This is a genomic window from Prevotella scopos JCM 17725, from assembly GCF_018127785.1.
Taxonomy (GTDB): domain Bacteria; phylum Bacteroidota; class Bacteroidia; order Bacteroidales; family Bacteroidaceae; genus Prevotella; species Prevotella scopos.
In genome coordinates this window covers 601461-624887 of sequence record NZ_CP072389.1, presented here as the reverse complement: position 1 = coordinate 624887, position 23427 = coordinate 601461, and the positions used below count along the sequence as shown (strand labels likewise).

Sequence of the window (23427 nt, the reverse complement as noted above, 5' to 3'; positions counted from 1 at the left end):
TAGCTATTTATACAAGAAATCCGCTACTTGTGTTAATAGTAGCGGATTCAAATAGTTGTAAACCTTTCGTTTATTAAACGACTTAGAAGTCTATTCAGGATTTGTCGTTCTGTTCCTTCATATCAATAAACTGCTGTTTTGCATCATAGAATTCATACTGCAAAAAGGCAAGTTTCTGTGAAGGAATAATATTAACACCTAAACCATACTTCATTTGCCATTTTCGTTTCATGGAAATGAAGCCCTTGTTAATGTAAGCTGCAACATATGGATGAACGTGCAAATAGAATTTCTTTACGCCAACCTTGTTAACCAAGCGGTCAATCTTACGTTCGAGTTGATCAGTGAAAAGAATACTTGAACGAACCTTACCAGTACCGAAACAGGTTGGACAGTTTTCATCTACATCCACATCCATTACTGGGCGTACACGCTGACGGGTAATCTGCATTAGTCCGAACTTGCTCAAAGGAAGGATATTGTGACGTGCACGGTCCTTCTGCATATTCTTGCACATGCGCTCGTACAGCATCTGGCGGTCTTCAGCAAGATTCATGTCGATAAAGTCAACGACAATAATTCCACCCATATCACGCAATCGAAGCTGTCGGGATAACTCATCAGCAGCACCAAGGTTGGTGTCAAGCGCATTCTGTTCCTGTGCTTTCTCTTTCGTTCTGTTTCCACTATTCACATCTACAACGTGCATAGCCTCTGTGTGTTCTATGATGAGGTAGCAGCCATGACCATAATTAATAGTCTTACCAAAGCTAGATTTGATTTGCTTCGTAACGTCAAAGTTGTCGAAGATAGGTACTTTGCCATTGTATTTCTTCACGATGCCCGCCTTTTCAGGGGCTATTAGAGAGACATAGTGTCGAACGGCAGTACAAATCTCGTCATCGTTGACATAGATGTTTTCGTAGGTCGGATTGAAGAGATCACGTAACATAGCAACAGCGCGTCCTGTCTCCTCAAAAACAAGTTGAGGACGTTCCTGTGTCTTCTGCAGTTTTGTGATTGCTTCATTCCATCGGCTCAGAAGGACTTTCATCTCAGCGTCAAGCTCAGCAACACGTTTTCCTTCAGCTACAGTACGGACAATTACACCGAAATTTTTTGGTGTAATACTTTGTATGAGTTGTTTAAGACGTGCACGTTCTTCTCCGCTTTTGATTTTAGAGGAAACGCTAACTTTATGCCCAAAAGGTATAAGCACCAGGAATCTGCCAGCGAATGATATTTCGCCTGTAAGGCGAGGTCCTTTGGTGGAAATGGGTTCTTTGACAATCTGTACCATCACCTCTTGTCCTACTTGCAATGTGTTTTGAATTGTTCCGTCCTTTTGCAAGTCGGGTAGGCGGGTAGCTTTCTGAATGGGATAAAGTTTCTTACGATCACTCTGAACCTGTTTCAGATACTTCGCATAGGAGTTGAATTGGCTCCCTAAGTCAAGATAATGAAGAAAGGCGTCACGCTCATAACCTACATCTACAAAGCAGGCATTAAGCCCCGGCATCAGTTTTTTAACTTTTGCCACGTAGATGTTTCCAACCGAGAAACTAGCTTCTCTTGGCTCACGCTGGTATTCAACCAGTCGTTTGTCCTCGAGTAGCGCTATCGAAATTTCTTTCGGTTGGGCATCAATAATTACTTCGCTTGTCATCTTCTTCGTTTGTTATATCTATCTTTTAGTAATTATATAAGTTATCATGAACCATTCTAAAAGATACATATAGGTAAAATAAAAATGCGGAACCTGCCGTCGCACTTCCAGGGAAGAGAAGTTTTTTGCGATGACACGCCCCGCCATATTTTGAAAGTCAGTTATAAAGTCTTTCAGCCTTGGGGCTTACTTGCTCTTATGTCTGTTCTTTCTTAATCTCTTTTTACGCTTGTGCGTAGCCATCTTGTGTCCCTTTTTCTTCTTTCCGTTTGGCATAGCTTTAAATTGTTTTAAATTGTTATTGAATTTATGTATATTTTATTTCTTCATATCCTCGATGAAGGTCTTTGCTGGCTTGAAGCTTGGGAAATCGTGAGCAGGAATAGTAATCGTCGTATTCTTTGAGATATTACGAGCTGTCTTTTCTGCACGATGCTTAATAATGAAGCTACCGAAACCACGAAGGTAAACGTTCTCTTTCTTATCCAACAAACTGTCTTTAATAGCTTCCATAAAAGACTCAACCACAGCTGAAACGTCTTTTTTGGCAATACCTGTGGACGTTGCTATCTCATTGATGATATCTGCTTTCGTCATTTTGTTTTGTTCTTTATTGATGTTTATTTCTTATACTCTCGTTATAACGGAATGCAAAGATACTCATTTTCAGCTTTATAGAGAAATATTTTTGTGTCTTTTTTGTAAAATATCTCAGTATATGTTCTAAACTCTAAGGTTTTTCGTATCTTTGCGGCATCATAAGTTATGTTCTATGCTTGTTTAGTGTAATGAAATTAACGAGGTTACTAAGGTTTTGACTATCATGCCAGCACTTATATAGAATAGACTTTGTTGCTTCGATTGCTTGATATGACAGCTTACATCTCTTGATTATTTCTGCTTCACTTTGCAAGTAAATTTAATAAAACCTCTATAAATATATAAGGTGTATGAAAATTTCCATTGGTATTGATGTTGGTATTTCAACAACAAAGATAGTTGGAATTAAAGAAGGAAAGGTAATAAAACCTTTGCGTATCAAGGCTACAGATCCAGTAACGTCCTTGTATGGAGCTTTTGGAAAATATCTATATGATAATAGGATTGAATTAACTGACGTTGATCGTGTTATGCTTACAGGCGTAGGTGCTCACTATATTAACAAGCCTGTCTATGATCTTCCAACGGCTAAGGCAGATGAGTTCTTGGCTGATGGCTTAGGTGCTCAATTTGAGTCGAAACTGCAACGTATGATAGTTGTCTCGATGGGGACAGGTACGTCTCTTGTGCTTTGTGATGGTAACGAGGTGCGTCATATTGGTGGTATTGGTATTGGTGGCGGTACGTTGAGTGGTCTTTCACGTTTACTTCTGCAGACCGATAATTTCAGTGAAATTATTGCTTTAGCCAATAAGGGAGATATTTCTCGTATTAACCTTCAGATTAAAGATATCTCAACTAGTCCACTTCCTGGTTTGCCTCTGAATGCTACGGCATCCCTTTTTGCCAACGCACAGGCTAATGCAAGTCGTGAGGATATAGCCTTAGGATTGATTGGCTTGGTGTTACAATCTATTGGTTCGGCAACAATACTAAGTGCTTTGAATAGTGATATCCGCGACTTTGTACTCATTGGTAATCTTAGTTTACTGCCTCAATGTGAGCTTCTTTTTCCTGTGATGGAGAAGATATATGATGTACGGTTTATCATTCCAAAGAATTCAGAATATTGTACGGCCATTGGTGCGGCTTTACAAGCAGATAAAATTGAGTTGATGTAAATCTTCTCATTAAATATAAACAGCTCAATAACGAATTGTGTGGGTAATTCGTTATAGAGCCTAAAAATATTGTCAAAAAACTAAACACAACTCCAAATTGACCTTAGTTTTAATACGCTTGACGCACATTTAATTCCTACCCTTTCATATACAGCAATGGTGTTAATCCTTAGCACATGTGGTGCATACCATCCGCACCATTGGTGCTAAGCACCCGCACGACATGTGCTAAGCACCCGCACCAAACCGGTGGAATATCAATACACAACCGACACGATTCGTTATAGAACCATATAAACAGCCACTTTGTAGCGTTATCTACAAAGTGGCTTTAATTTTATAGCATTATAAGTGTAGGTGTAATCGCCTAGCCTTCACACCTTTGGAACAGTACCAAGATTCTTCTCGATTTCTTCATCAGAAATCGTATAGTTTCTCAAGTCACCATTAATATAAGTGTCATAAGCAGTCATGTCAATGAGTCCATGACCAGAAAGACAGAAGAGGATAACATCTTCTTTTCCTATTTCCTTTGCCTTCTTTGCTTCTCGAATAGCTGCAGCAATAGCATGACAGCTTTCGGGTGCAGGGATGACTCCTTCTGTACGAGAGAAAAGAATACCAGCTTCAAAACTTTCCAATTGTGGTATATCCATTCCAGTCATATAGCCATCCTTTAGCAGCTGACTCACAATAACGCCTGCACCATGATAGCGTAACCCCCCTGCATGGATATTTGCAGGCTTGAAATCATGGCCAAGCGTGAACATCGGTAACAATGGAGTGTAACCCGCTTCATCACCGAAGTCGTATTCAAACTTACCACGTGTCAGTTTTGGACAGCTGTTTGGCTCTGCTGCGATAAACTCTGTATTCTTTCCTTCAAGGATATTGTGGCGCATAAATGGAAATGCAATACCACCGAAATTACTACCACCACCAAAGCAGGCAATCACCTTATCGGGATATTCTTCAGCCATTTCCATTTGCTTTTCTGCTTCCAAACCTATAATCGTTTGGTGCAATGCAACGTGATTGAGTACTGAACCTAAGGTGTACTTACAATTAGGTGTGGTCCTTGCCAACTCAATAGCCTCTGAGATAGCTGTTCCCAACGAACCCAGATGTATTGGGTCGCGTGTAACGATATCCTTTCCTGCACGTGTTGACATTGATGGAGAACCTTCTACCATGGCTCCAAAAGTCCTCATTATCATTGAACGATAAGGCTTCTGTTGCATAGATATCTTTACCTGATAAACTGCAGCCTCAAGTCCATATACTTTAGCTGCATATGATAAGGCAGCTCCCCATTGACCTGCTCCTGTCTCAGTTGTAACGTTTGTTACACCTTCTTTTTTACAGTAATAACATTGAGGGATGGCAGAATTGACCTTATGTGAGCCAAGTGGGTTTACACTTTCATTCTTGAAATAAATATGTGCAGGGGTATCTAATGCTTTCTCCAACGCATACGCACGAACGAGCGGTGTGGAACGATAATATTTATACATATCCAACACTTCTTCTGGAATATCTATCCAAGCATGCTCTGTATCAAGCTCTTGTTTGGAACATTCTAAACTGAATATTTCAGCCAGATCTTTTGCTTTCAATGGTTTATGCGTACCAGGGTGGAGTGGAGGAAGAGGTTTCGTTGGCATGTCTGCCTGAATATTATACCACTGGGTAGGGATATCTTTTTCGTCAAGTATAAATCTTTTCTGTTGTGCCATACCGTTACTCAATTATACAATGGATGAATGTTTCTTGAAAGATGATATTCTACAAAGTTACAAAATAAGATTTCTTAATTGCATGAAATGATAATATTTTTCGTAATTTTGCTGCCATTATGATAATAATCGCTACTATTCTTGCATATTTTTGCATCTTATTATTAATAAGTAGAATAACGGGACATAAAGCTGACAACGATGCTTTCTTTCGTGCAAACCGGCAGTCACCTTGGTATCTTGTTGCCTTCGGAATGATTGGTGCCAGTATCTCTGGCGTTACTTTCGTTAGTGTTCCAGGTATGGTACTGTTGAGCGATATGACCTATATGCAGACATGTTTAGGTTTTGTTCTTGGTTATTTTGCTGTTGCATATCTGTTACTTCCTGTTTATTATCGCTTGAAGTTGACAACCATCTACTCTTATTTACAAACACGTTTAGGTAATTATAGCTATAAGACGGGCGCTTCTTTCTTCTTATTGTCTAAAATGACAGGTTCTGCGGTTCGCTTCTATGTTGTTTGCATGATACTTCAACGTTTTGTGTTAGATGCTTATGGCATTCCTTTTCCTTTTACGGTTGTGGCTCTTGTGGCACTTATTTGGTTCTACACGCGTCGAGGAGGAATTCGTACACTTGTTTTGACAGACACCTTTCAGACCCTTTGTATGCTCCTTGCACTTATTCTGATTATATATAAGGTTATCGATACATTGGGCATGTCTCTTCCGGAAGCTGTTCAAGCAATAGTAAATGACAGCCATTCTCGTATTTTTGTATTTGATGACTGGGTATCAAAGCAGAACTTTTGGAAACAGTTCCTCAGTGGTATCTTCATTGTCATTGTTATGACGGGATTGGACCAAGATATGATGCAAAAGAACCTTACTTGTAAGACTTTGCGTGAGGCACAGAAGGATATGTGTACCTATGGCTTTGCCTTTGTACCTGCAAATTTACTCTTTTTATCCTTGGGTGTACTGTTAATGATGTATTTCAATAGTATTGGACAAGCCTTGCCTGACGTGCCAGACAATCTTATGTTACAGGCTGTTGCAGGCAGACAGTTGGGTACATTGGTTGTTATTCTGTTTACGATAGGTATTGTAGCAGCTTGCTTCTCTAGTGCAGACTCGGCCTTAACAGCCTTAACAACAACTTATTGTGTAGATATCTGTAATCGTCCAAAGGATGAAAAGTTACGCAAACAAGCACATATAGGCGTATCCATAGTGTTTATTTTATTTATCCTTATTTTCCGTTATGTCAACTCAACAAGTCTGATCGATGCAATTTATACTATCGCGTCTTATACCTACGGACCGCTCTTAGGTCTTTTTGCATTTGGCATGCTCACAAAGCGAACAGTGTATGATAGGTTGACGCCTTATATTGCAGTAGGGAGTCCACTGATTTGTTTTGCTTTAGACACAATTGTTTTCAAGACTACAGGTTACAAGTTTGGTTATGAGTTGTTGATGTTAAATGGATTGATTACATTTGCAGCCTGCTACTTACTTTCCGCAAGAAGAAATAGCTAAGGTGGTATAGTATAGAACTGATAAAAGATAAAAGGCAAAGAGCGTTAACCCTTTGCCTTTTATCTTTTTTATCTGTAAACTCATAAATAGCTTGCGTCTTTTGTAGATGAAAATTGTTGCAAGAAATCTATTCTATAGTAATGCCTCAATCTGTTTTGATATATTCTCAATGCTCTCAGTTGGTTCAAAGCGTGCCACTACCTGACCTTTTTTATTGATTAAGAACTTGGTGAAGTTCCATTTGATATCTGAGCTCTCTTTGTAATTGGGGTCAGCCTCAGAAAGCATCTTGTCAAGGATAGGGTAGAGCTTATGTGACTCATCCCAACCTGCGAAGCCCTTCTGTTCCTTTAAGAACTTGAAGAGAGGGTCAGCATCTTCGCCATTCACCTTAACTTTCTTGAAACGTGGGAATTTTGTGCCGTATGTAAGTTTGCAGAACTCATGGATACTTTCATCTGTACCTGGTGCCTGCTGTCCAAATTGGTTGCAAGGGAAATCAAGTACTTCAAAACCTTGTGCATGGTACTTCTCATAGAGTGCTTCCAATTCCTCATAGGTTGGTGTAAAGCCACATTTTGTAGCTGTATTTACAATCAGCAGCACTTCATTAGAAAACTCTTTAAGTGAAAATGCTTTACCTTTTCTGTCTTTGACAGTGAATTCATAAACTGTTCTCATTTCTGTTTCTTATCTTCTCTTTATATAGTTTATTTGTATGATGCAAATGTACAAATTTTATTTGTTTCTTCCTTCATTGTTTAGGAGATTTTTAGTATTCACTTTCAATTGTAATAGATTGTTGAAGTTCACTCAATTAAGTTGATGATTTGTGAGGACAATCTTCTTTAATAGGGATTTCCCTATATTCAAATAGTATATTTACGCAATTAACATCTTATAATTTCTTTATTTTTGCATCAGATAATTAAGAGAGTATAAAAATTTAAATAGTTATGAATATGAAACGAATTACTAAATTATTCTTGGCACTTGCAATTGTTGCGAGTCCCTTTACATTGACAAGTTGTGATGATGACTATTGGGGCGAAAATGATTATTACAACAATAGTTTGGTAAATGAAGCGGTACATAATTATCTCGCTAAGTATCCAAATGGTTCAAGCTATTATACAGCTTATAACTGGTTTTATTTTTATTACCCTGAAGCAACAACCTCAGAGTTCTATGATTTCATGAATGCAGTAGGAAGTAATAGCTATTATAACTGGAACTATAATTATCGTCAGGACCAGAATGAACAGTTGAGCAGACTTGCACAGGAGGCACAAACACTAACTGGTGAATGGGCTGGTGATATGACTAACGAGTACACGGATGATAATACTGGTGAGCGTAAGCGTAGCTCTTTCCATGCGAATATGAAGTTCTTCCAGTATAGATCATCTGCTAATTCATTACAAGGAAATGGTGTTGAGATTGACACAGATGCAAGAGGCAATACGCAGACATTGGACTTCTCTTGGAAAGTCTTGGATAATGGAAGTATTGAAATAAAGTACTCAAAGAGTACAACTATCTTCATTCTTGATGCAAATTCTGTTAATGATAGCTTCCATTTAGGATATGATGAATCAAAGGGTTATGATACCTTCTTTGGTGTAGCACGTAGTACAAACACAACTGATGTTCTGCGTTTTGACCTTGCTCGTCAGAGACCAGCAAATGCAAAGGCAGAGAATGCATTGACAAGAGCTTCAAGTACAGCTTCCTTCGGTTCTGCTAAGGAAAATGATTATGAGAAGACTACTGCCGGCGCAGTAAATGGCTTACGTAAGAGATAACAAAAGCTAATTGCTTTTCTATTGCTTCATAGATCATTTAAATGGTTCCCACCAACAACAAAGTTGGTGGGATTTTTCTTTTAATAAATTGTCATCTAAAGACTATATTTAGTCAACATAAATACTGAATTAGTCTTAATCATATTTACGTTTTTAGAATTATATTGCTGATTTTCAGTCTTTTTTCGTAACTTTGCAACCTATTCTCCCCCTGAAAAGGGGAGAGAAACTTCATGATTTGATGATAGAAGATGAGGAGAATCATACAATTTCTCAAGGAGTGGACACTGCCGGTGGCAATAGCTACAGGTAGCTTTTTATATCTTGTTTTTGCCTTTATTCCAGCCTTGGATGGCGTAGCAAGTTTTTTTGCTCCTATCCTTGACGCAGCTCTTCCATTGTTTATGTTCCTCGTCTTATACGTTACCTTCTGCAAGGTAGATTTCCGTAAGTTGATTCCAGTGGGTTGGCATCTTTGGATAGCACTCTCTCAAGTGCTAATGGTTGCGGTTATTATTGGGGCAATTCTGTTTTTTCATGTCACAGGTGAATCGCTCATATTGCTTGAAGCTTTACTCACTTGTATTATTTGTCCTTGTGCCTCTGCAGCCGCAGTGGTTACACAGAAGTTAGGTGGAAACCTTGAGGAAATGACAACTTATACCTTCCTCTCCAACTTTCTATGTGCCTTGTTGATACCTGTCTGCTTTCCCTTGCTTGATGCTGAAGCGGATATAACTTTCTGGAGTGCCTTTGTTGCAATTCTTTATAAGGTGTGTCTGGTATTGGTAGTACCGATGATTTTGGCCTATATAACTAAACATTGGCACGCTTTATGTAGGTTCTATCAGTGGGTTATCAGTGTGAACAACCTTAGTTATTATCTTTGGGGATGTTCATTACTTATCGTTTCAGGCACAACAATAAAGAATATTGTTCATGCTGAGGTAGCTGTTAGCTTCCTTTTGTTGATAGCAATATTGGCCTTAGTGCTTTGCTTGATACAATTTGCCTTTGGCAGATATATTGGTCATTTCTTCTGCAGTACGATAAATGCGGGACAGGCTTTAGGGCAGAAGAATACTGCTTTTGCTATCTGGATAGCCTACACTTATCTGAATCCATTGTCAACTATGGGGCCAGGCTGCTACATCTTGTGGCAGAATATTATTAACAGCGTAGAGATATGGCGGTATGACCACACCATTCAACGCAAAAAATAAATAATTGTGAGAACAATGAAGTATTTTATAGTATTACTATTTCTTTCCCTCTTGTCACCTGCAGTTTCAGCGCAGGATGCTAATGGAATTAACGAGCATGATGTTGAATCAGCTAAATCAGTAGAGCCAGATGCAATGCCAGTAGCTGCTAAATCTCAAACAGCTTCAGCTTCAGTAGAAGAGATGGCAATGGAACCGCTGCCTACCTCGACAACCCGAGTGGCACAGGTAGCAGAAAGTCGTGACCAAGTAGTGCTTCTAATTGGAGATTCTATGGCTGATGGGCTTGGCGCACGATTTAATGACTATGCAGTAAAAAATGGTTTTAAGTTTCATTCAATCGTGTGGTATGGTAGTACAACACGTGATTGGGCAATAGCTGCCGACCTTCAATATCAGATAGAAAAGTTACGTCCTACATATATTATTATTAGTTTAGGTACCAATGACTTAGGTTATAAAGATTATAGTAGAAGAGAAACAGCAATCCAAACGATCCTGAGTCGTGTGGGTACAATACCATACGTGTGGATTGGACCTCTCCCTTGGAAGAAGATAAAGGATAGAACCATCGTTGATGTAATACGTGACTGTACGGGTGAAGGTCGCTTTTTCGATAGTAGTTCAGTTATTGCTTCACGTGCAGATGGCATACATCCAACGCGTCAGGGAGCTGCTCTATGGGTTGATAAGATTGTAGAGTGGATGGGTGAGCCGGAGTTGAATGCTAATCCGATAGAGATGGATAAGCCCGACTTCACTACACGTTTCAAGCATGATGAGAAACATGGCATGAACTATCATGGTCGTAGATAGTATTGATATTTGAAAACCATCTCCTTTATCTATGCTTTCAAATGTCTTTGGTTCTAAATCTCGAGTTCCGTCAAGACCCGCAGTTGCTTATGGATCGTATGCAAGGAATAAAAATACGATGAGATATTAGTAGGGTATTAGTTTCGAAAAACTAATACCCTACTAACATTAAGTAATCTTTAAATTATTGCTGTCCGATAAAAATAAACTGAAAGTTCTGTATCTCTTTACCCATCGGTGTTGCAGCCGTTTTACTTATCCATGGGCTTGGTTTTCAGTTTTAAACTGTAAGCATTATAAAATGTGCTTATTTTGACAAGGGAAGCCTTATAATAACCAAATAAATTAATGAAATCATAAGTTTAAGTCTATTTTATCTAATACAGATAACTCCTCAAAAGTTTTATCGGACACCAATATCTTTAAATCTTAGGCTATAATCTCTTTTCTTGTTTCTAAGCAATCAATTCTTTCTGTTGTTGAAGAGATTATAAATGATAATAGTGATACCTGTTAAGAAACATCTTCTTTGTTAGTATCGATATGAATTATTAGTCTTCAAAGGGAAGAAGTTCTGAATTTATTCATTGATATAAGAATGAATGGTGTTCGCCCATACCTCATAACCTTTATTCGTAAGATGCAATCCGTCGCGACAATAGGCAGGATGCATTGTCTTAGCTTGTGTTCCTAAAAGAGGATGATATAGATCGATAAAAACAAGTTTCTTATGTTTGCAATAGTCCTTTAATCTCTCATTTAGTTGAATTATCATATCCTCCTTACCTTTAAGTAGTTTCCATACACCTACATTCTCATTAAAAGGAAGAAGACTTTGTACATAAAGTTTAGTGTTTGGACATGTTTTTAGAATCGTATCAATGATACTAATGATACCTTGAAAAGAACGTTCAACAGACCACCCATGACTTAAATCATTTGTCCCACATTCAAAGAATATTTTGCTGGGGTGATAAGGTAAAATCTGATCTAAGCGTTTCGAGATACCTCGACTATCATCACCAATTATGCCTCTGTTGATAATCTTTCTCGCATTAGGAAAGAAACGATTCCAGTCCTTTCCATATTCAGAATGACTATCTCCTAACATGACAATAGCATTATCGGGTAATGGACCCTCTTGTTTGAACTGATTCACTTTGATTCTGTAATGTTTTGAGCCATGATATGTAACATCTTGAGCATGAATTGAGAGGGTAGTAAGTGTGAAAAAGAGGCTAAGTAATATTTTTTTCTTCATATAGATACTTTATAAAAGACGGAAATTATCAGGAATGAAAGTATATATCTGATTGATTCGAACTGCAAAAATAAGAAAAAAGACCGAGATTAAAAAGGAAAAGTCCGGTTATCTATTCCAAAAGAAGAGGATAGCCGGACTTTTAAATAAGAGGATTCTTAAATGATTGTAGCTTTTAATTACTCATGTGACGCAGTACTTTACTTAAATATGCTTGTGTCTTTGCTACGTTATATCGAATACCACCGCTCCATAAACGGATAGCCTTCTCTATACTGTTCAAAGGGTTGTAGAAACCTTGGATGATTACAAACATCTCTTTTGACTTTGTTGCATTAAAGCGATCAGAAAGTGAATAACGCTTGGTGCTACCTGTACTTCTTAGAATGTTATTACACTCTTTTACTAAAACTGGAGAAATCTGCAGAACTCCAACATAAGGACCATTCACGGCTGCAGGATTGCCCTTGCTTTCAATTTGAATGATTGCTCTCATTACTGGTTCCCAATCAAAACCATTTTTTTTGGCTGACACTTCAACATGTGAAGCGAAAATCATTAAGAAACAAATACTTACTACTTTTAAAATTCTCATCATTAATAATTTTCCGAAACCTTGGAAGAGTAAGTCAATAGAGCTACCCTCTACGGCGTGTTCCTATGTGAGAATGAGTTACCACCACGCCTCAGTTTCATGTTAACGTTGCAAAGTTACAAAAAATATTCCTGATATACAATACTTTAATATTTAAATCATAAAGTTAAGAATGAATCTTAGTGTGAAAAATGTTAGACTTTTGTAGTTCAAACTTTATGGAACCCCAATGTTTTTGCGGGGTGTACCATTTGTGGAATTAAAAAAGAATATATACCTTTGTGAAAGTTTTGTATCAATAAAAAACTCTTGTTTTAGTCATATTACGTAATATTTTTCTTTAAAAACATTCACGTTCACTCACATTAAGGAAAGGATGATAAAGCATAGACGTAGGCGCAAGAAGAGAATGCGTAATAAAAGCAACTTTTGGTGGTGGGTCGGTGCAGCATTGGCAGTACTGATTGTAGTTCTTATCATTGATCTTAAGCCATGGCATAAACGTCGTGCTGGGGATAGTGATCAATGGCCTTTTCGAGATATGACTAAGGGACCTTACACTAAAGACTTTGATGGAATTGACATATCCCGGCACCAAGGTAGGATTCATTGGGATGAATTGATGGAGGAGAATTCACAACTTAGCTTTGTTTATATTAAGGCGACCGAGGGTAGCTCTATTGTTGACCCATACTATAAGCGAAACTTAAAAGAGGCAAAGAAAAGAGGCTTATTAGCAGGTTCTTATCATTTCTTGACCTATAGAACATCAATGGAACGACAAGTGGAGAATTTCCTTGCTAACATTGATCTTGATCAGCAGGATTTATTATTGCTAGTCGATGTTGAGAAAGATGGTACGCGTAATTGGACGCGTGAAATTATTCAGAAGAATTTAGCCGAGTTTATTCGTCTTATTAAGGAACGAACGGGCCATTCTCCAATGATTTATACTAATGAAGCTTATTATCACCTGAACCTTTATCCAGAGTTTAATCGATATCATCTATTCATTGCAAACTATAACATACCTCCACAACTAGTTGATACAAAATATGATATATGGCAATCAAGTAAACGTGGAAGAGTTCGCGGAATATGGACTTACGTTGATGTAAATCAATTACGCAAAGGTGTTTCCGTTGATGACTTCAGGTTCCCGAGATGATAGGCTATATCAAACATATCAGCAATCAACAGCTATCTTATTGACGATACATATTTTTTCTGTACTTTTATAGGATAGTTTGTTTAAATTACTGAAGTCAATTATATTACGATATATGCTTGTGAACGCAACTAGTTTATTATTCTTAAGGAATAGAAGCGTACAGATACTATCATACAAAATATTATCACGGACAGCCTCCCTGTCTCCAGCATAGCCCATATCTATTTTTTCATCAGACGCTGTACGACTATCATAAGGCTTTACAACAATCATTGTGTCCCACGGTTTTTCTTTATATAACTCATGGACAGAAAAACAAGTGTTTGAATTCTTAATCCTTTGTATGTTCTCATTTAAATTTACCTCACGATAGGGAGTGTTGGCACACCAGGCAATTGCACCAATAAGGACGACAGAAAAGATGATTAGTAGTAGTGTCTTTTTTTTCATATAATTTTAGTTAACAGCCCCATTGTTTTATTCTATCAGAATAACATTGGTTTTAAGTTTTACTTGTCTAGTTTCTCTAGTAACTCCAGAAAAACCAGACAAGTGTAGATTTAATCAAAACATTGATTGTTATTAAGCCAAACCTTCAATCTGACCATTTACGATATCAATTTTTTCAGCTTGTGGTACCTTTGGTAAACCAGGCATACGCATAATTTCGCCAACAATAGCAACAATCATCTCTGAACCTCCATTGATAACAAAGTCGCGTATGGTAATATCAAAGTTTTTAGCAACGCCAACTTGTTTTGGATCTTCACTGAATGAGAATTGTGTTTTAGCAATGCATACAGGGAAACGATCCATTCCCCACGCTTTAATACGTGCAAGCTTATTCTTTGCTGACTTCTGAAGGATCACAGAGTGTGCGCCATAAATATTCTTGGCAATCTTGTTTACCTTATCTTCGATGCTATCATCATCTGAATAAACCATGTTGATTTCTTTTGCTCCATGTTTATCAATCGTTTCAACAACAAGACGAGCTAAGTCTTCAGCACCTTCACCGCCTTTCAAGAATACGTTGTTTTCTGCAAAACCAACACCCAACGTCTTACAATGTTCAGCGAGAAGAACTATTTCTTCCTCTGTATCGTCGCCATATCTGTTAAGTGTTACAATCACAGGCTGCCCAAAACGCTGCATGTTCTCAACATGACGATCAAGATTAGCAAAGCCATCAATAAGTGCCTGACGCTCCTGTTCGTGTGAAGCACCATCAACAAGTCCACCATGCATCTTCAGACCACGTAGAGTAGAAACAAGGACAGTGGCACGAGGATGTATATTTGCTTTACGACACTTGATGTCCATAAACTTCTCTGCACCGAGATCTGCACCGAAACCAGCTTCAGTAATAGCATAATCACTTAGCGACATTGCCATCTTCGTAGCAACCAAACTGTTACAGCCATGGGCTATGTTAGCAAATGGACCACCATGAACAAAGGCTGGTGTACCTTCAAGTGTCTGAACAAGGTTTGGTTTAATAGCATCCAATAAGAGAACTGTTATTGCTCCTGCAACACCAAGGTCACGTACTCTAAATGGTTTATCATCAAAGGTAATACCTAAAACCATATTCTCAATACGACGACGAAGGTCTTCTTCACTATCAGCAAGACATAGTGCTGCCATAATCTCACTAGCAGGTGTGATATCGAAGCCAGATTGTGTTGGCAAACCATCTGTTGTAGCTCCTAAGCCTGTAACAATGTTGCGTAGGCTACGATCATTCACGTCTAAGACGCGTTTCCAGAGAACCTGTTTTAATGCAAAACCTTCACTACGGTGCTGATAAATATAGTTGTCAAGCAAGGCTGCAATCATGTCATGTGCACTCGTAATGGCATGGAAGTCACCAGTAAAATGAAGGTTAATCTTCTCCATTGGTACAACCTGAGCATAGCCACCACCTGCAGCTCCACCTTTCATACCGAAACAAGGACCTAGACTAGGTTCGCGTAAGGCAAGGACAGAACGCTTACCTATACGATTTAAGGCCATTGATAAACCAATACTAACAGTCGTCTTTCCGATACCAGCTCGGGTAGGGGAGATTGAACTAACAAGAACAAGACGATTGTTGGCAACCTTCTCTTCATTAATTAATGAAAGAGGAACTTTCGCCATATACTTACCATAGTTCTCTAAAGCATCAGCTGGAATTCCTACCGTTGCTGCTACTTCCTCAATAGGCTTCATTTTACATGAGCGTGCAATTTCGATGTCAGATTTCATAGTTATTTTCTTTTTTAAAGTAATAATCGCAAAGATAAAAATAAAATCTGAATATAACCACATCTTAGGAAGAAAGTTTTTCGCTTTTAGTAACGTTTGATAAAGAAATAAGGTTCTAAGGGGTATCGTTTGGATAAAATGATCTCGATTGGTACATAAATAAGGTATAATAAAATCATCATGCTTTCTACTTTAGCATAATCTTTACCTTATCTTCGTACTAGGTTTGATGGGCTTAGTAGGAAAAAAAGTGGAGAAATAAGCATACAAAAGGTTAATGATAAAAAGTACTTTCTTATTTTGGAATAACAAGTATTCAAAAATAAGAAAAAAAATATCGCATAAAAACAAGATTAGTTTTATTTTAAGTTGCTGTCATTTTTAACATTTCACACATCTTTCTGAAATATAATAAGTTAAACACTTGTAATAAATGACAGGAGTGACAGGAACTTAAATTTATGAGTTATCTGGTAAAACAGAATCGGCTAATAGTTATAGACTTCTTCTTTTCCAAAACATGAAGTGATGAACGCAAGTCTCAAAACATCATTTGGCATCCAGAGAATAGAAGACACAGAGTTAAACGACACATCATGGAGGAGCCTATAGTGCAGAGACCGATAGTGCCATAGCATGCAAGTAACTGATAATTTTAAAAAATATATCTAACGAGTATTGTTTACCACTATTCTGGCTAGTAAGCAGCTTTAGTAGTTATCCTTTGTTTTACAATGGTTTACCCACAATATATCCTAAGTCATCAATGTATCATGATTAGTTTAGCTCTCCACACATGTGGTGCATACCCTCCGCACCACTTGTGTTGAGCCTCCGCACAACTAGTGCTAAGCCTCCGCACCAAAATTAAAGAATATCAGCAATACAACAAAAGATGGTTTACGTCTGTGTAAGATTGTTCTTTGCTCATTGCGTTCGATGACTCTGTAGTTCTAAATACAAGATATACTTTTATCTTTCTAATACCAGGCAACCTAAAAAAGGAAGTTTGCTCCCCAAATAAGTACTGCATAACGCAGCACTTTACCAGTTGTAATACTCAATACTGACAGGGCAATGTTAGCACGTGTGAGACCGAGCACAATAGTTATCGCACTACCCAAAATTGGAAGAAAAGCAAAGAATCCCATCCAAGCACCGCGTCCACCCATAAAACGATAAGCTCTATCTAAGGATGCTTGCTTCACATGGAAGTAACGCTCAAGCCATTCAAGCTTGCCTAATCTACCAAGGCCATAATTAAACATTCCACCTAGGACGTTACCAATACTTCCATAAATAAGTAATAAGACTGGATCTACTCCAGCAGCAAGCAACGCAAGCATTACAGCCTCGCTACTAAAAGGTAAGAAACTTCCTGCTAGGAATGCTGATAGAAACATTCCCCAATATCCATAATCTACGAGTAATTGTGTAAGAAAATCCATAAATTGAGTAAAGTAATGATAAGAGCAGAATAAGAAAGGATGAGGAATATCCAGTTGGTTATCCGTGAACGTGTCAGTGCAAAGAAATGTGCTATGAGTGGTGCTGTTGTAACCATCATAATACTCAGCAATGCATCATAGTGCTGAGGTTGGAGAATCAGAAAAACGATTGTTGCAAGATCAATAGATATGAAAACTTGGTAAAACAATCGTGTGCGTATGTTGTCATTACGCTTCTGATTAATAAAATGGAATATACCTATCACAGCACATGTCAACACGTATGATAATGTTATGATTTGATAACTATTCAATAACTTAAAATTGAATGGTTCAGCAAATACCGCAATCTTTGTAAAATGATTTAAGAGTATTGTTATGTCTCCTTTAACAGCAAGATATCCTGCATAAAACCAATAAGGAAGTATTATGCCAAGCAATGATGCAACGAAATTGCGAGGACTCATCGCAAGAATATTGGTGCGCATAACAATCCATAGAATAGGTAGGAAGTAGAGTGTTTGCACCCAAACAATACTCGACATTCCTATACAAAAGAAGGCGTAGAAAATCCAACCTGGCGCATGTGTGTCTTGATAGCATCGGAAAGCAAAGGTATAAAAGCCGACAAAGCCTAACATGATAATAGCCGCTTGGATAGAGGGGAACATGAAGACAGCCATGGTCGCAAAGACCAAGTATGAACATGAAACCATTCTACTGTAGATGCGAATAAGTGCATTGGCATTATTCAACTCCATCATAAGATAGCCTGACAACAAGAGGCAAATGCCCGGAACTATCACTGCATGATTATAAAAACCTGCAGCAATCCATACAAGAGCAGCCGCTGAGACAACGTATGCTTGTGTCCAGCGGCTTTCTGCTATTCGATTTTGAATGCGTTTTTGTTGCATAATAAATGATATATGGAAATCGCCATATTGGTTCTTCAGAACAAAATAGCTATTTCCTTTACTTTAAAGAGCCACGATCTATAAGTCTTGACCTATATCTCTTCTAAAGTATTTATCCTTAAATTCAATCTTCTGAGCTTCTGCGAAACTCTTTCTAAGTGCTTCTTCTTTATTCTCACCATAAGAAGACACAGCGATTACTCGACCGCCTGCAGTAACAACCTGACCATCTTTCAAAGCTGTACCACTATGGAAGATAACAGAATCTTCAACCTTGCCAAGTCCTGTGATTGGATAACCTTTTACATATTCCTCTGGATAGCCGCCACTGACAAGCATCACACATACTGCAGAACGTGAGTCAAACTCAATCTGTTTTTCATTGAGATTTCCTTCTGCAACACCTTCAAAAAGTTCAACTATATCACTCTTTAAACGTAACATGACACTCTCTGTCTCTGGGTCACCCATACGGCAGTTGTACTCAATAACCATTGGCTCACCAGCAACATTAATCAGTCCAAAGAAGATGAAACCTTTATAATCAATACCCTCTGCCTTTAACCCATTGATTGTTGGACGGATAATACGATCTTCTACCTTTGCCATCCACTCCTTTGTCGCAAATGGAACGGGAGTAACACTACCCATACCACCAGTATTCAAACCTGTATCATGTTCACCAATGCGCTTGTAATCTTTTGCTTCTGGTAATATCTTGTAATGAGTACCATCTGTAAGAACAAATACAGAACACTCTATACCAGACAGAAATTCTTCGATAACAACTTTAGCGGAAGCATTACCAAACATTCCTCCAAGCATTTCACGCAATTCTTTCTTAGCTTCTTCAAGCGTAGGAAGAATGAGAACACCCTTGCCAGCTGCCAAGCCATCAGCTTTTAAGACATAAGGAGCCTTGAGGGTTTCAAGAAATTTCAGTCCCTGCTCAATTGTTGTACCATCAAATGTCTCGTATGCAGCTGTCGGAATGTTATGGCGTTTCATGAAAACTTTGGCAAAGTCCTTTGAGCCTTCCAGAACTGCACCAGCTTTTGAAGGACCAATGACCGGGATGTTAGCTGTGCGGCTATCTTCCTTAAAGCTGTCATAAATCCCATTCACCAACGGGTCTTCTGGACCCACAACAACCATCTCAACCTTCTCTTCAACAACGAAGTCCTTCAGTTTACTAAAGTCGTTCACTCCAATCGCAACATTCTCGCCAACTGCACTTGTACCAGCATTACCAGGTGCGATGAAGAGTTTACAACACTTTGCGCTCTGTGCAATTTTCCATGCTAAGGCGTGTTCACGACCGCCACTGCCTAAAAGTAATATTCTCATAAAGCTTAGCCCAAGCCCCTCCTATGAAAGGAGGGGGTACAGACTTACTGTACGTGGGTATTTATTAATTGTTAGATGCGATTAAAAAGTAATGTTAAAGCGTACGCTCAAATGATTAAACAAACGCTATTTGATAGGCTTAAGATAATCCTCAAAGTACTGTGTAATACGTTCATGTAAGTGTACACTCTGATGTCCTCGCATGTTATGTGGCTCACCAGGATAAACGAAAAAGTCAGGTTGTGTACCAGCTGCTATACAAGCCTTCAAGAACGAATAAGAATTTTGAGGAACAACAACAGGGTCGTTTAATCCTGTGATAATCTGAAGTTTACCCTTGAGGTTCTTTGCTTTTGTTAGAAGTGATGTCTGAGCATATCCTTCTGGATTAGTTTGTGGAGTATCCATATAACGCTCACCATACATAGCCTCATACCATTTCCAGTCAATAACAGGACCACCAGCAACGCCAACTTTAAAAACGTCAGGATAATTAGTAATCAATGAAGTAGTCATGAAACCACCAAATGACCATCCATGCACACCTATACGATTCTGATCAACGTATGGAAGAGACATTAAGTATTTAACACCTTCCATCTGGTCTTTCATTTCTTCTTGACCAAGATGACGGAATGTAGCCTGCTCAAAGTCCTTACCGCGATTATCACTACCACGGTTGTCTAGGATGAATAGTAGATAGCCTTTCTGTGCCATATAAGTCTCCCAGCCACGTGATCCCCAGTTCCATGATGCCTCAACATTATGAGCATGAGGACCTCCATATACATAGATAATCGTTGGATACTTCTTATTAGGATCAAAGTTGACAGGCTTCACCATGCGCCAATAAAGATCCGTCTTACCATCTGCAGCCTTTATCGTACCATTTGAAAATTCAGGAACTGTATAGCCTACCCAAGGATTAGCAGAAGTGAAGTAATCATGTCGTTGTGGCTTACCAATTAAACTAATAATTTCATATTTGTGAGGTACAGATGGCTCACTGTAACTATCCATAATAGCATTGCCATCTTGACTTAATTTTGGATAGTGATAACCACGACCATTATCAAGAAGTGTGCGCTTTCCTGAAGCTACATTTACAATCCATGCATTGCGCTGAATAGGGTTACACTCGTTAGAGACATAAACAATACTCTTCTGCTTATTATTGAAGCCGAGAACATCCATCACAAGCCATTTGCCACTCGTAATCTGCTTTAGCTGTCGTCCATCCTTGTTAAAGAGATATAGATGATTATAACCATCTTTCTGACTCTGCATGATGAACTCATTGCTGTTCCATGGTAAGAACTGGATAGGATGACATGGCTCCACATATTTTGCGTCCGTCTCACGATAAAGCTCCTTCAGTTTAGCTCCCGTTGCAGCATCATAAGAAACCAATCGACAGTCATTCTGATCGCGGTTAAGTTCAAACATGTAGATAGTCTTCTCATCAAGACTCCATGCGATGTTAGTAAAATAACGATCAGTTGGGTCACCTGCCTGAAGATACATGGTCTTACCGCTTGCAAGATCATATACACCCACGGTTACTTTATGAGAAGTTTCACCTGTCATAGGATATTTTATGATATCAGCCTTGGCAACACGTGACTCACCCTTTTTAGGCTCCCAATCCAACTCAGGAACATCAATCAGAGGATAATCAGCAACCATGCTTTGGTCCATACGATAGAAAGCTAGACGATTTCCCCTAGGACTCCAATAAAGTCCACCATTAATACCAAACTCATCTCGGTGTACGCTCTGACCATAAACAATATTCTTAGAACCATCTGTTGTCAACTGCTTTTGAATTCCTTTAGCATCTGTAACGAATAATTGATAATCCTTTACAAAAGCTGTTGCACCAGATACTTTATTCCAATCATAAGCCTGAAGACCTGCAGGGCGATTCAATCGTTGTTCTAATTTATGCTCCTTAAAGTTAACATAAAGGTCCTCGTTACCATTCTGAATCATCACAATAGGACTGTCAGCGTATGGGAACTCAGCACCATAGAGATGACGAACAACCTTATCTGAGGCTGATAAGCCCGTCCATTTATTGATATCATCCAGTGTGAAGAGTATCGTCTCTTTACCCGTTTTTGGGTCAACCAACGAACAGTTGTTAAGATCTTGACGAACTAAATTCCCTCCCCACCACGTAAGATAACGTGCCTCAGGGCGCATGTTGTAGAAGTTCTTACCACCAAAGTTCAAATCTTCAAGTGTAAACTGCTTTTGTGCCATACTCTCAGTAGGACATAAAAGTCCTGTGAAGGCACAAAACCCCACAAGACCAATAAATGTTTTAATCTTCATTTTTATATGTGTTTTTACCACGGAATCCTCCGCGCTTGTTAGATTTATCATATCGTTTACCGCCAAACTTATGATCATCCTCTCTGAACGGACGTCTGCGATCATCGTCTCCGCGTCTGAAAGAACGTTTACGGTCTTCTACATCTCTGTCAAAACGAGGACGACGCTCACGTTCTTCACGGAACTTACCACCACTAAATTTGTTACGTTCTAAGCTATGAAAAGTAAATGAACGAATATCAGCTTCTGCATTCTCCTCGTTTTCATCAAGACGTTTCTTAAATTCACGATCTTTCTTAAAACGATGTTTCTGAGCCATCTCACGCTTTTCTTCTTCGGTCTTTACGACACCACCTTCATGTCTAAAGTTACTCATTTTACCATCAAACATCTGGTAACGACGGAATTCACACTCTAAAGAGCCATTATATACAGGTATCTTAATACTTGGTTTTAAACCTATCTGGCGGAAACACTCCTCGCGATAAGACAAAATCCAAGCTTCATTTCCCATAAACTGATGCTTCAATCGTTCACCGATCATCTTATAGGTTCCCAGCAAGTTGGGTGTAGAAATACGCTCTCCGTAAGGAGGATTCATCACAATGACACTCTTTTCTTTTGGTTGTGTGAAATCCTTGAAATCCTGTTGTTCGATAGTTATATATCGAGAAAAACCAGCTGCTGCAACATTCATACGAGCTGTATTAACAGCCTTCATATCAGTATCGTAACCATAAATATGGTGTGTGAACTCACGTTCTTGTGAATCATCATTATATATTGCGTCGAACAATTCCTGATCAAAATCAGGCCATTTCTCGAATGCAAACTCCTTACGGAATACACCTGGAGAAATGTTACGAGCGATAAGAGCCGCCTCAATAGGTAATGTACCAGAACCACACATAGGGTCAATGAAGTCTGTCTCACCTTTCCAGCCCGTCATCAGAATCATTCCTGCAGCCAAGACCTCGTTCAATGGGGCTTCTACGCTCTCTTGGCGATAGCCTCGACGATGCAGTGACTCACCACTTGAGTCCAAGGACAGTGTTGCATCATCTTCTGCTACATGAATATTCAAACGAATATCTGGATTGCTGACAGAGATGTTTGGGCGAGTGCCAGTACGTTCACGGAACTGATCAACGATAGCATCTTTTACTTTGTATGTAACAAAACGTGAATTTGTGAACTCTTCTGAATAAACAACTGAATCAACAGAGAAGGTCTTACCTTGAAGAATATACTTACTCCAGTCAATCTTCATCACCTCCTCATACATATCTTCAGCACTCTTCGCCTTGAAGTGTGCGATAGGTTTAAGGATACGAATAGCTGTGTGTAATTGGAAATTTGCACGATACATCATTTCCTTGTCACCAGTGAAGGAAACCATACGGCGACCTATCTGTACGTTGTTGGCACCTAACTGCGTTAGCTCTTTTGCTAATACTTGTTCCAAACCCATGAAGGTTTTGGCGATGAGTTCAAATTCTTGCATTTATGTATTAAGTATTTTATTTGCGA

General features: G+C 38.7%; 19 protein-coding genes. 6 read left to right on the top strand and 13 right to left on the bottom strand.

Annotation, left to right across the window (positions count from 1 at the left end; translation table 11 throughout):
* Positions 1-94: 94 nt before the first annotated feature.
* Positions 95-1666: an Rne/Rng family ribonuclease gene (locus tag J4856_RS02330; protein WP_065368048.1), complete on the bottom strand. Its 1572-nt coding sequence runs from the start codon at positions 1664-1666 to the stop codon at positions 95-97.
* Between the two features lie 318 nt (positions 1667-1984).
* Positions 1985-2263: an HU family DNA-binding protein gene (locus J4856_RS02325; RefSeq protein ID WP_025837251.1), complete on the bottom strand. Its 279-nt coding sequence runs from the start codon at positions 2261-2263 to the stop codon at positions 1985-1987.
* 353 nt (positions 2264-2616) lie between these two features.
* On the opposite strand from J4856_RS02325, the gene coaW reads away from it, so the two are divergent.
* Positions 2617-3447 carry a type II pantothenate kinase gene (gene coaW, locus J4856_RS02320; protein ID WP_025837253.1) on the top strand — a complete coding sequence of 277 codons (831 nt, stop codon included), beginning with the start codon at positions 2617-2619 and terminating at the stop codon, positions 3445-3447.
* A 374-nt stretch (positions 3448-3821) separates the two neighbouring features.
* On the opposite strand, the gene J4856_RS02315 is transcribed toward coaW, so the two are convergent.
* Positions 3822-5183, bottom strand: coding sequence for a TrpB-like pyridoxal phosphate-dependent enzyme (locus tag J4856_RS02315; RefSeq protein ID WP_025837254.1), 1362 nt, complete (start codon positions 5181-5183; stop codon positions 3822-3824).
* A 119-nt stretch (positions 5184-5302) separates the two neighbouring features.
* Here J4856_RS02315 and J4856_RS02310 point away from each other — a divergent pair, with 119 nt between their 5' ends.
* Complete coding sequence (locus J4856_RS02310) at positions 5303-6727, top strand: sodium:solute symporter (protein ID WP_065368047.1); 1425 nt, start codon at positions 5303-5305, stop codon at positions 6725-6727.
* A gap of 132 nt (positions 6728-6859) precedes the next feature.
* Here the strand turns inward: J4856_RS02310 and J4856_RS02305 are convergent, their stop codons facing one another.
* Entirely contained in the window at positions 6860-7408 is a 549-nt protein-coding gene (locus J4856_RS02305; RefSeq protein ID WP_025837257.1) for a glutathione peroxidase, read from the bottom strand.
* 281 nt (positions 7409-7689) lie between these two features.
* Here J4856_RS02305 and J4856_RS02300 point away from each other — a divergent pair, with 281 nt between their 5' ends.
* The 3 genes from J4856_RS02300 to J4856_RS02290 all read left to right on the top strand — a co-directional run bounded on the left by J4856_RS02300 (position 7690) and on the right by J4856_RS02290 (position 10571).
* The gene (locus tag J4856_RS02300) at positions 7690-8532 is read left to right on the top strand and encodes a hypothetical protein (protein WP_025837259.1); all 843 of its coding nucleotides are present in this window, start codon (positions 7690-7692) and stop codon (positions 8530-8532) included.
* Positions 8533-8783: 251 nt separating this feature from the next.
* On the top strand, positions 8784-9755 hold the full coding sequence (locus J4856_RS02295) for a bile acid:sodium symporter family protein (protein WP_025837261.1): 972 nt from the start codon (positions 8784-8786) through the stop codon (positions 9753-9755).
* Between the two features lie 6 nt (positions 9756-9761).
* Positions 9762-10571: an SGNH/GDSL hydrolase family protein gene (locus tag J4856_RS02290; RefSeq protein WP_025837263.1), complete on the top strand. Its 810-nt coding sequence runs from the start codon at positions 9762-9764 to the stop codon at positions 10569-10571.
* Positions 10572-11151: 580 nt separating this feature from the next.
* Here the strand turns inward: J4856_RS02290 and J4856_RS02285 are convergent.
* Together J4856_RS02285 and J4856_RS02280 are read right to left on the bottom strand one after the other, a co-directional pair.
* The gene (locus J4856_RS02285; RefSeq protein ID WP_025838566.1) at positions 11152-11832 is read right to left on the bottom strand and encodes a GDSL-type esterase/lipase family protein; all 681 of its coding nucleotides are present in this window, start codon (positions 11830-11832) and stop codon (positions 11152-11154) included.
* Between the two features lie 175 nt (positions 11833-12007).
* On the bottom strand, positions 12008-12430 hold the full coding sequence (locus tag J4856_RS02280; RefSeq protein ID WP_025838568.1) for a hypothetical protein: 423 nt from the start codon (positions 12428-12430) through the stop codon (positions 12008-12010).
* Positions 12431-12803: 373 nt separating this feature from the next.
* Between J4856_RS02280 and J4856_RS02275 the strand changes: the two genes are divergently transcribed.
* Positions 12804-13595, top strand: coding sequence for a glycoside hydrolase family 25 protein (locus J4856_RS02275; protein WP_065368046.1), 792 nt, complete (start codon positions 12804-12806; stop codon positions 13593-13595).
* 18 nt (positions 13596-13613) lie between these two features.
* On the opposite strand, the gene J4856_RS02270 is transcribed toward J4856_RS02275, so the two are convergent.
* From J4856_RS02270 to J4856_RS02240, 7 genes are all read right to left on the bottom strand, one after another.
* The gene (locus J4856_RS02270; protein WP_065368045.1) at positions 13614-14048 is read right to left on the bottom strand and encodes a hypothetical protein; all 435 of its coding nucleotides are present in this window, start codon (positions 14046-14048) and stop codon (positions 13614-13616) included.
* Positions 14049-14180: 132 nt separating this feature from the next.
* Positions 14181-15848 carry a formate--tetrahydrofolate ligase gene (locus tag J4856_RS02265; protein ID WP_065368044.1) on the bottom strand — a complete coding sequence of 556 codons (1668 nt, stop codon included), beginning with the start codon at positions 15846-15848 and terminating at the stop codon, positions 14181-14183.
* Positions 15849-16843: 995 nt separating this feature from the next.
* On the bottom strand, positions 16844-17296 hold the full coding sequence (locus J4856_RS02260; protein WP_025838570.1) for a YqaA family protein: 453 nt from the start codon (positions 17294-17296) through the stop codon (positions 16844-16846).
* Entirely contained in the window at positions 17269-18213 is a 945-nt protein-coding gene (locus J4856_RS02255) for a hypothetical protein (protein ID WP_065368043.1), read from the bottom strand. The genes J4856_RS02260 and J4856_RS02255 overlap by 28 nt, the downstream gene beginning before the upstream one ends.
* 78 nt (positions 18214-18291) lie before the next feature.
* The gene (purD, locus tag J4856_RS02250) at positions 18292-19560 is read right to left on the bottom strand and encodes a phosphoribosylamine--glycine ligase (RefSeq protein WP_025838571.1); all 1269 of its coding nucleotides are present in this window, start codon (positions 19558-19560) and stop codon (positions 18292-18294) included.
* A 126-nt stretch (positions 19561-19686) separates the two neighbouring features.
* The gene (locus J4856_RS02245; protein WP_065368042.1) at positions 19687-21897 is read right to left on the bottom strand and encodes a S9 family peptidase; all 2211 of its coding nucleotides are present in this window, start codon (positions 21895-21897) and stop codon (positions 19687-19689) included.
* Positions 21887-23401, bottom strand: coding sequence for a THUMP domain-containing class I SAM-dependent RNA methyltransferase (locus J4856_RS02240; RefSeq protein WP_025838573.1), 1515 nt, complete (start codon positions 23399-23401; stop codon positions 21887-21889). Before J4856_RS02240 ends, J4856_RS02245 begins: the two co-directional genes overlap by 11 nt.
* Positions 23402-23427: the final 26 nt, after the last annotated feature.

What these genes read in the sequence shown, in the direction of transcription:
- J4856_RS02260 (WP_025838570.1), bottom strand. Translation starts at nt 17,296, where the DNA reads ATGGATTTTCTTACACAATTACTCGTAGATTATGGATATTGGGGAATG.
- J4856_RS02305 (WP_025837257.1), bottom strand. Translation starts at nt 7,408, where the DNA reads ATGAGAACAGTTTATGAATTCACTGTCAAAGACAGAAAAGGTAAAGCA.
- J4856_RS02245 (WP_065368042.1), bottom strand. Translation starts at nt 21,897, where the DNA reads ATGAAGATTAAAACATTTATTGGTCTTGTGGGGTTTTGTGCCTTCACA.
- purD (WP_025838571.1), bottom strand. Translation starts at nt 19,560, where the DNA reads ATGAGAATATTACTTTTAGGCAGTGGCGGTCGTGAACACGCCTTAGCA.
- coaW (WP_025837253.1), top strand. Translation starts at nt 2,617, where the DNA reads ATGAAAATTTCCATTGGTATTGATGTTGGTATTTCAACAACAAAGATA.
- J4856_RS02265 (WP_065368044.1), bottom strand. Translation starts at nt 15,848, where the DNA reads ATGAAATCTGACATCGAAATTGCACGCTCATGTAAAATGAAGCCTATT.
- J4856_RS02255 (WP_065368043.1), bottom strand. Translation starts at nt 18,213, where the DNA reads ATGCAACAAAAACGCATTCAAAATCGAATAGCAGAAAGCCGCTGGACA.
- J4856_RS02310 (WP_065368047.1), top strand. Translation starts at nt 5,303, where the DNA reads ATGATAATAATCGCTACTATTCTTGCATATTTTTGCATCTTATTATTA.
- J4856_RS02315 (WP_025837254.1), bottom strand. Translation starts at nt 5,183, where the DNA reads ATGGCACAACAGAAAAGATTTATACTTGACGAAAAAGATATCCCTACC.
- J4856_RS02270 (WP_065368045.1), bottom strand. Translation starts at nt 14,048, where the DNA reads ATGAAAAAAAAGACACTACTACTAATCATCTTTTCTGTCGTCCTTATT.
- J4856_RS02295 (WP_025837261.1), top strand. Translation starts at nt 8,784, where the DNA reads ATGAGGAGAATCATACAATTTCTCAAGGAGTGGACACTGCCGGTGGCA.
- J4856_RS02240 (WP_025838573.1), bottom strand. Translation starts at nt 23,401, where the DNA reads ATGCAAGAATTTGAACTCATCGCCAAAACCTTCATGGGTTTGGAACAA.
- J4856_RS02275 (WP_065368046.1), top strand. Translation starts at nt 12,804, where the DNA reads ATGATAAAGCATAGACGTAGGCGCAAGAAGAGAATGCGTAATAAAAGC.
- J4856_RS02300 (WP_025837259.1), top strand. Translation starts at nt 7,690, where the DNA reads ATGAAACGAATTACTAAATTATTCTTGGCACTTGCAATTGTTGCGAGT.
- J4856_RS02280 (WP_025838568.1), bottom strand. Translation starts at nt 12,430, where the DNA reads ATGATGAGAATTTTAAAAGTAGTAAGTATTTGTTTCTTAATGATTTTC.
- J4856_RS02285 (WP_025838566.1), bottom strand. Translation starts at nt 11,832, where the DNA reads ATGAAGAAAAAAATATTACTTAGCCTCTTTTTCACACTTACTACCCTC.
- J4856_RS02330 (WP_065368048.1), bottom strand. Translation starts at nt 1,666, where the DNA reads ATGACAAGCGAAGTAATTATTGATGCCCAACCGAAAGAAATTTCGATA.
- J4856_RS02325 (WP_025837251.1), bottom strand. Translation starts at nt 2,263, where the DNA reads ATGACGAAAGCAGATATCATCAATGAGATAGCAACGTCCACAGGTATT.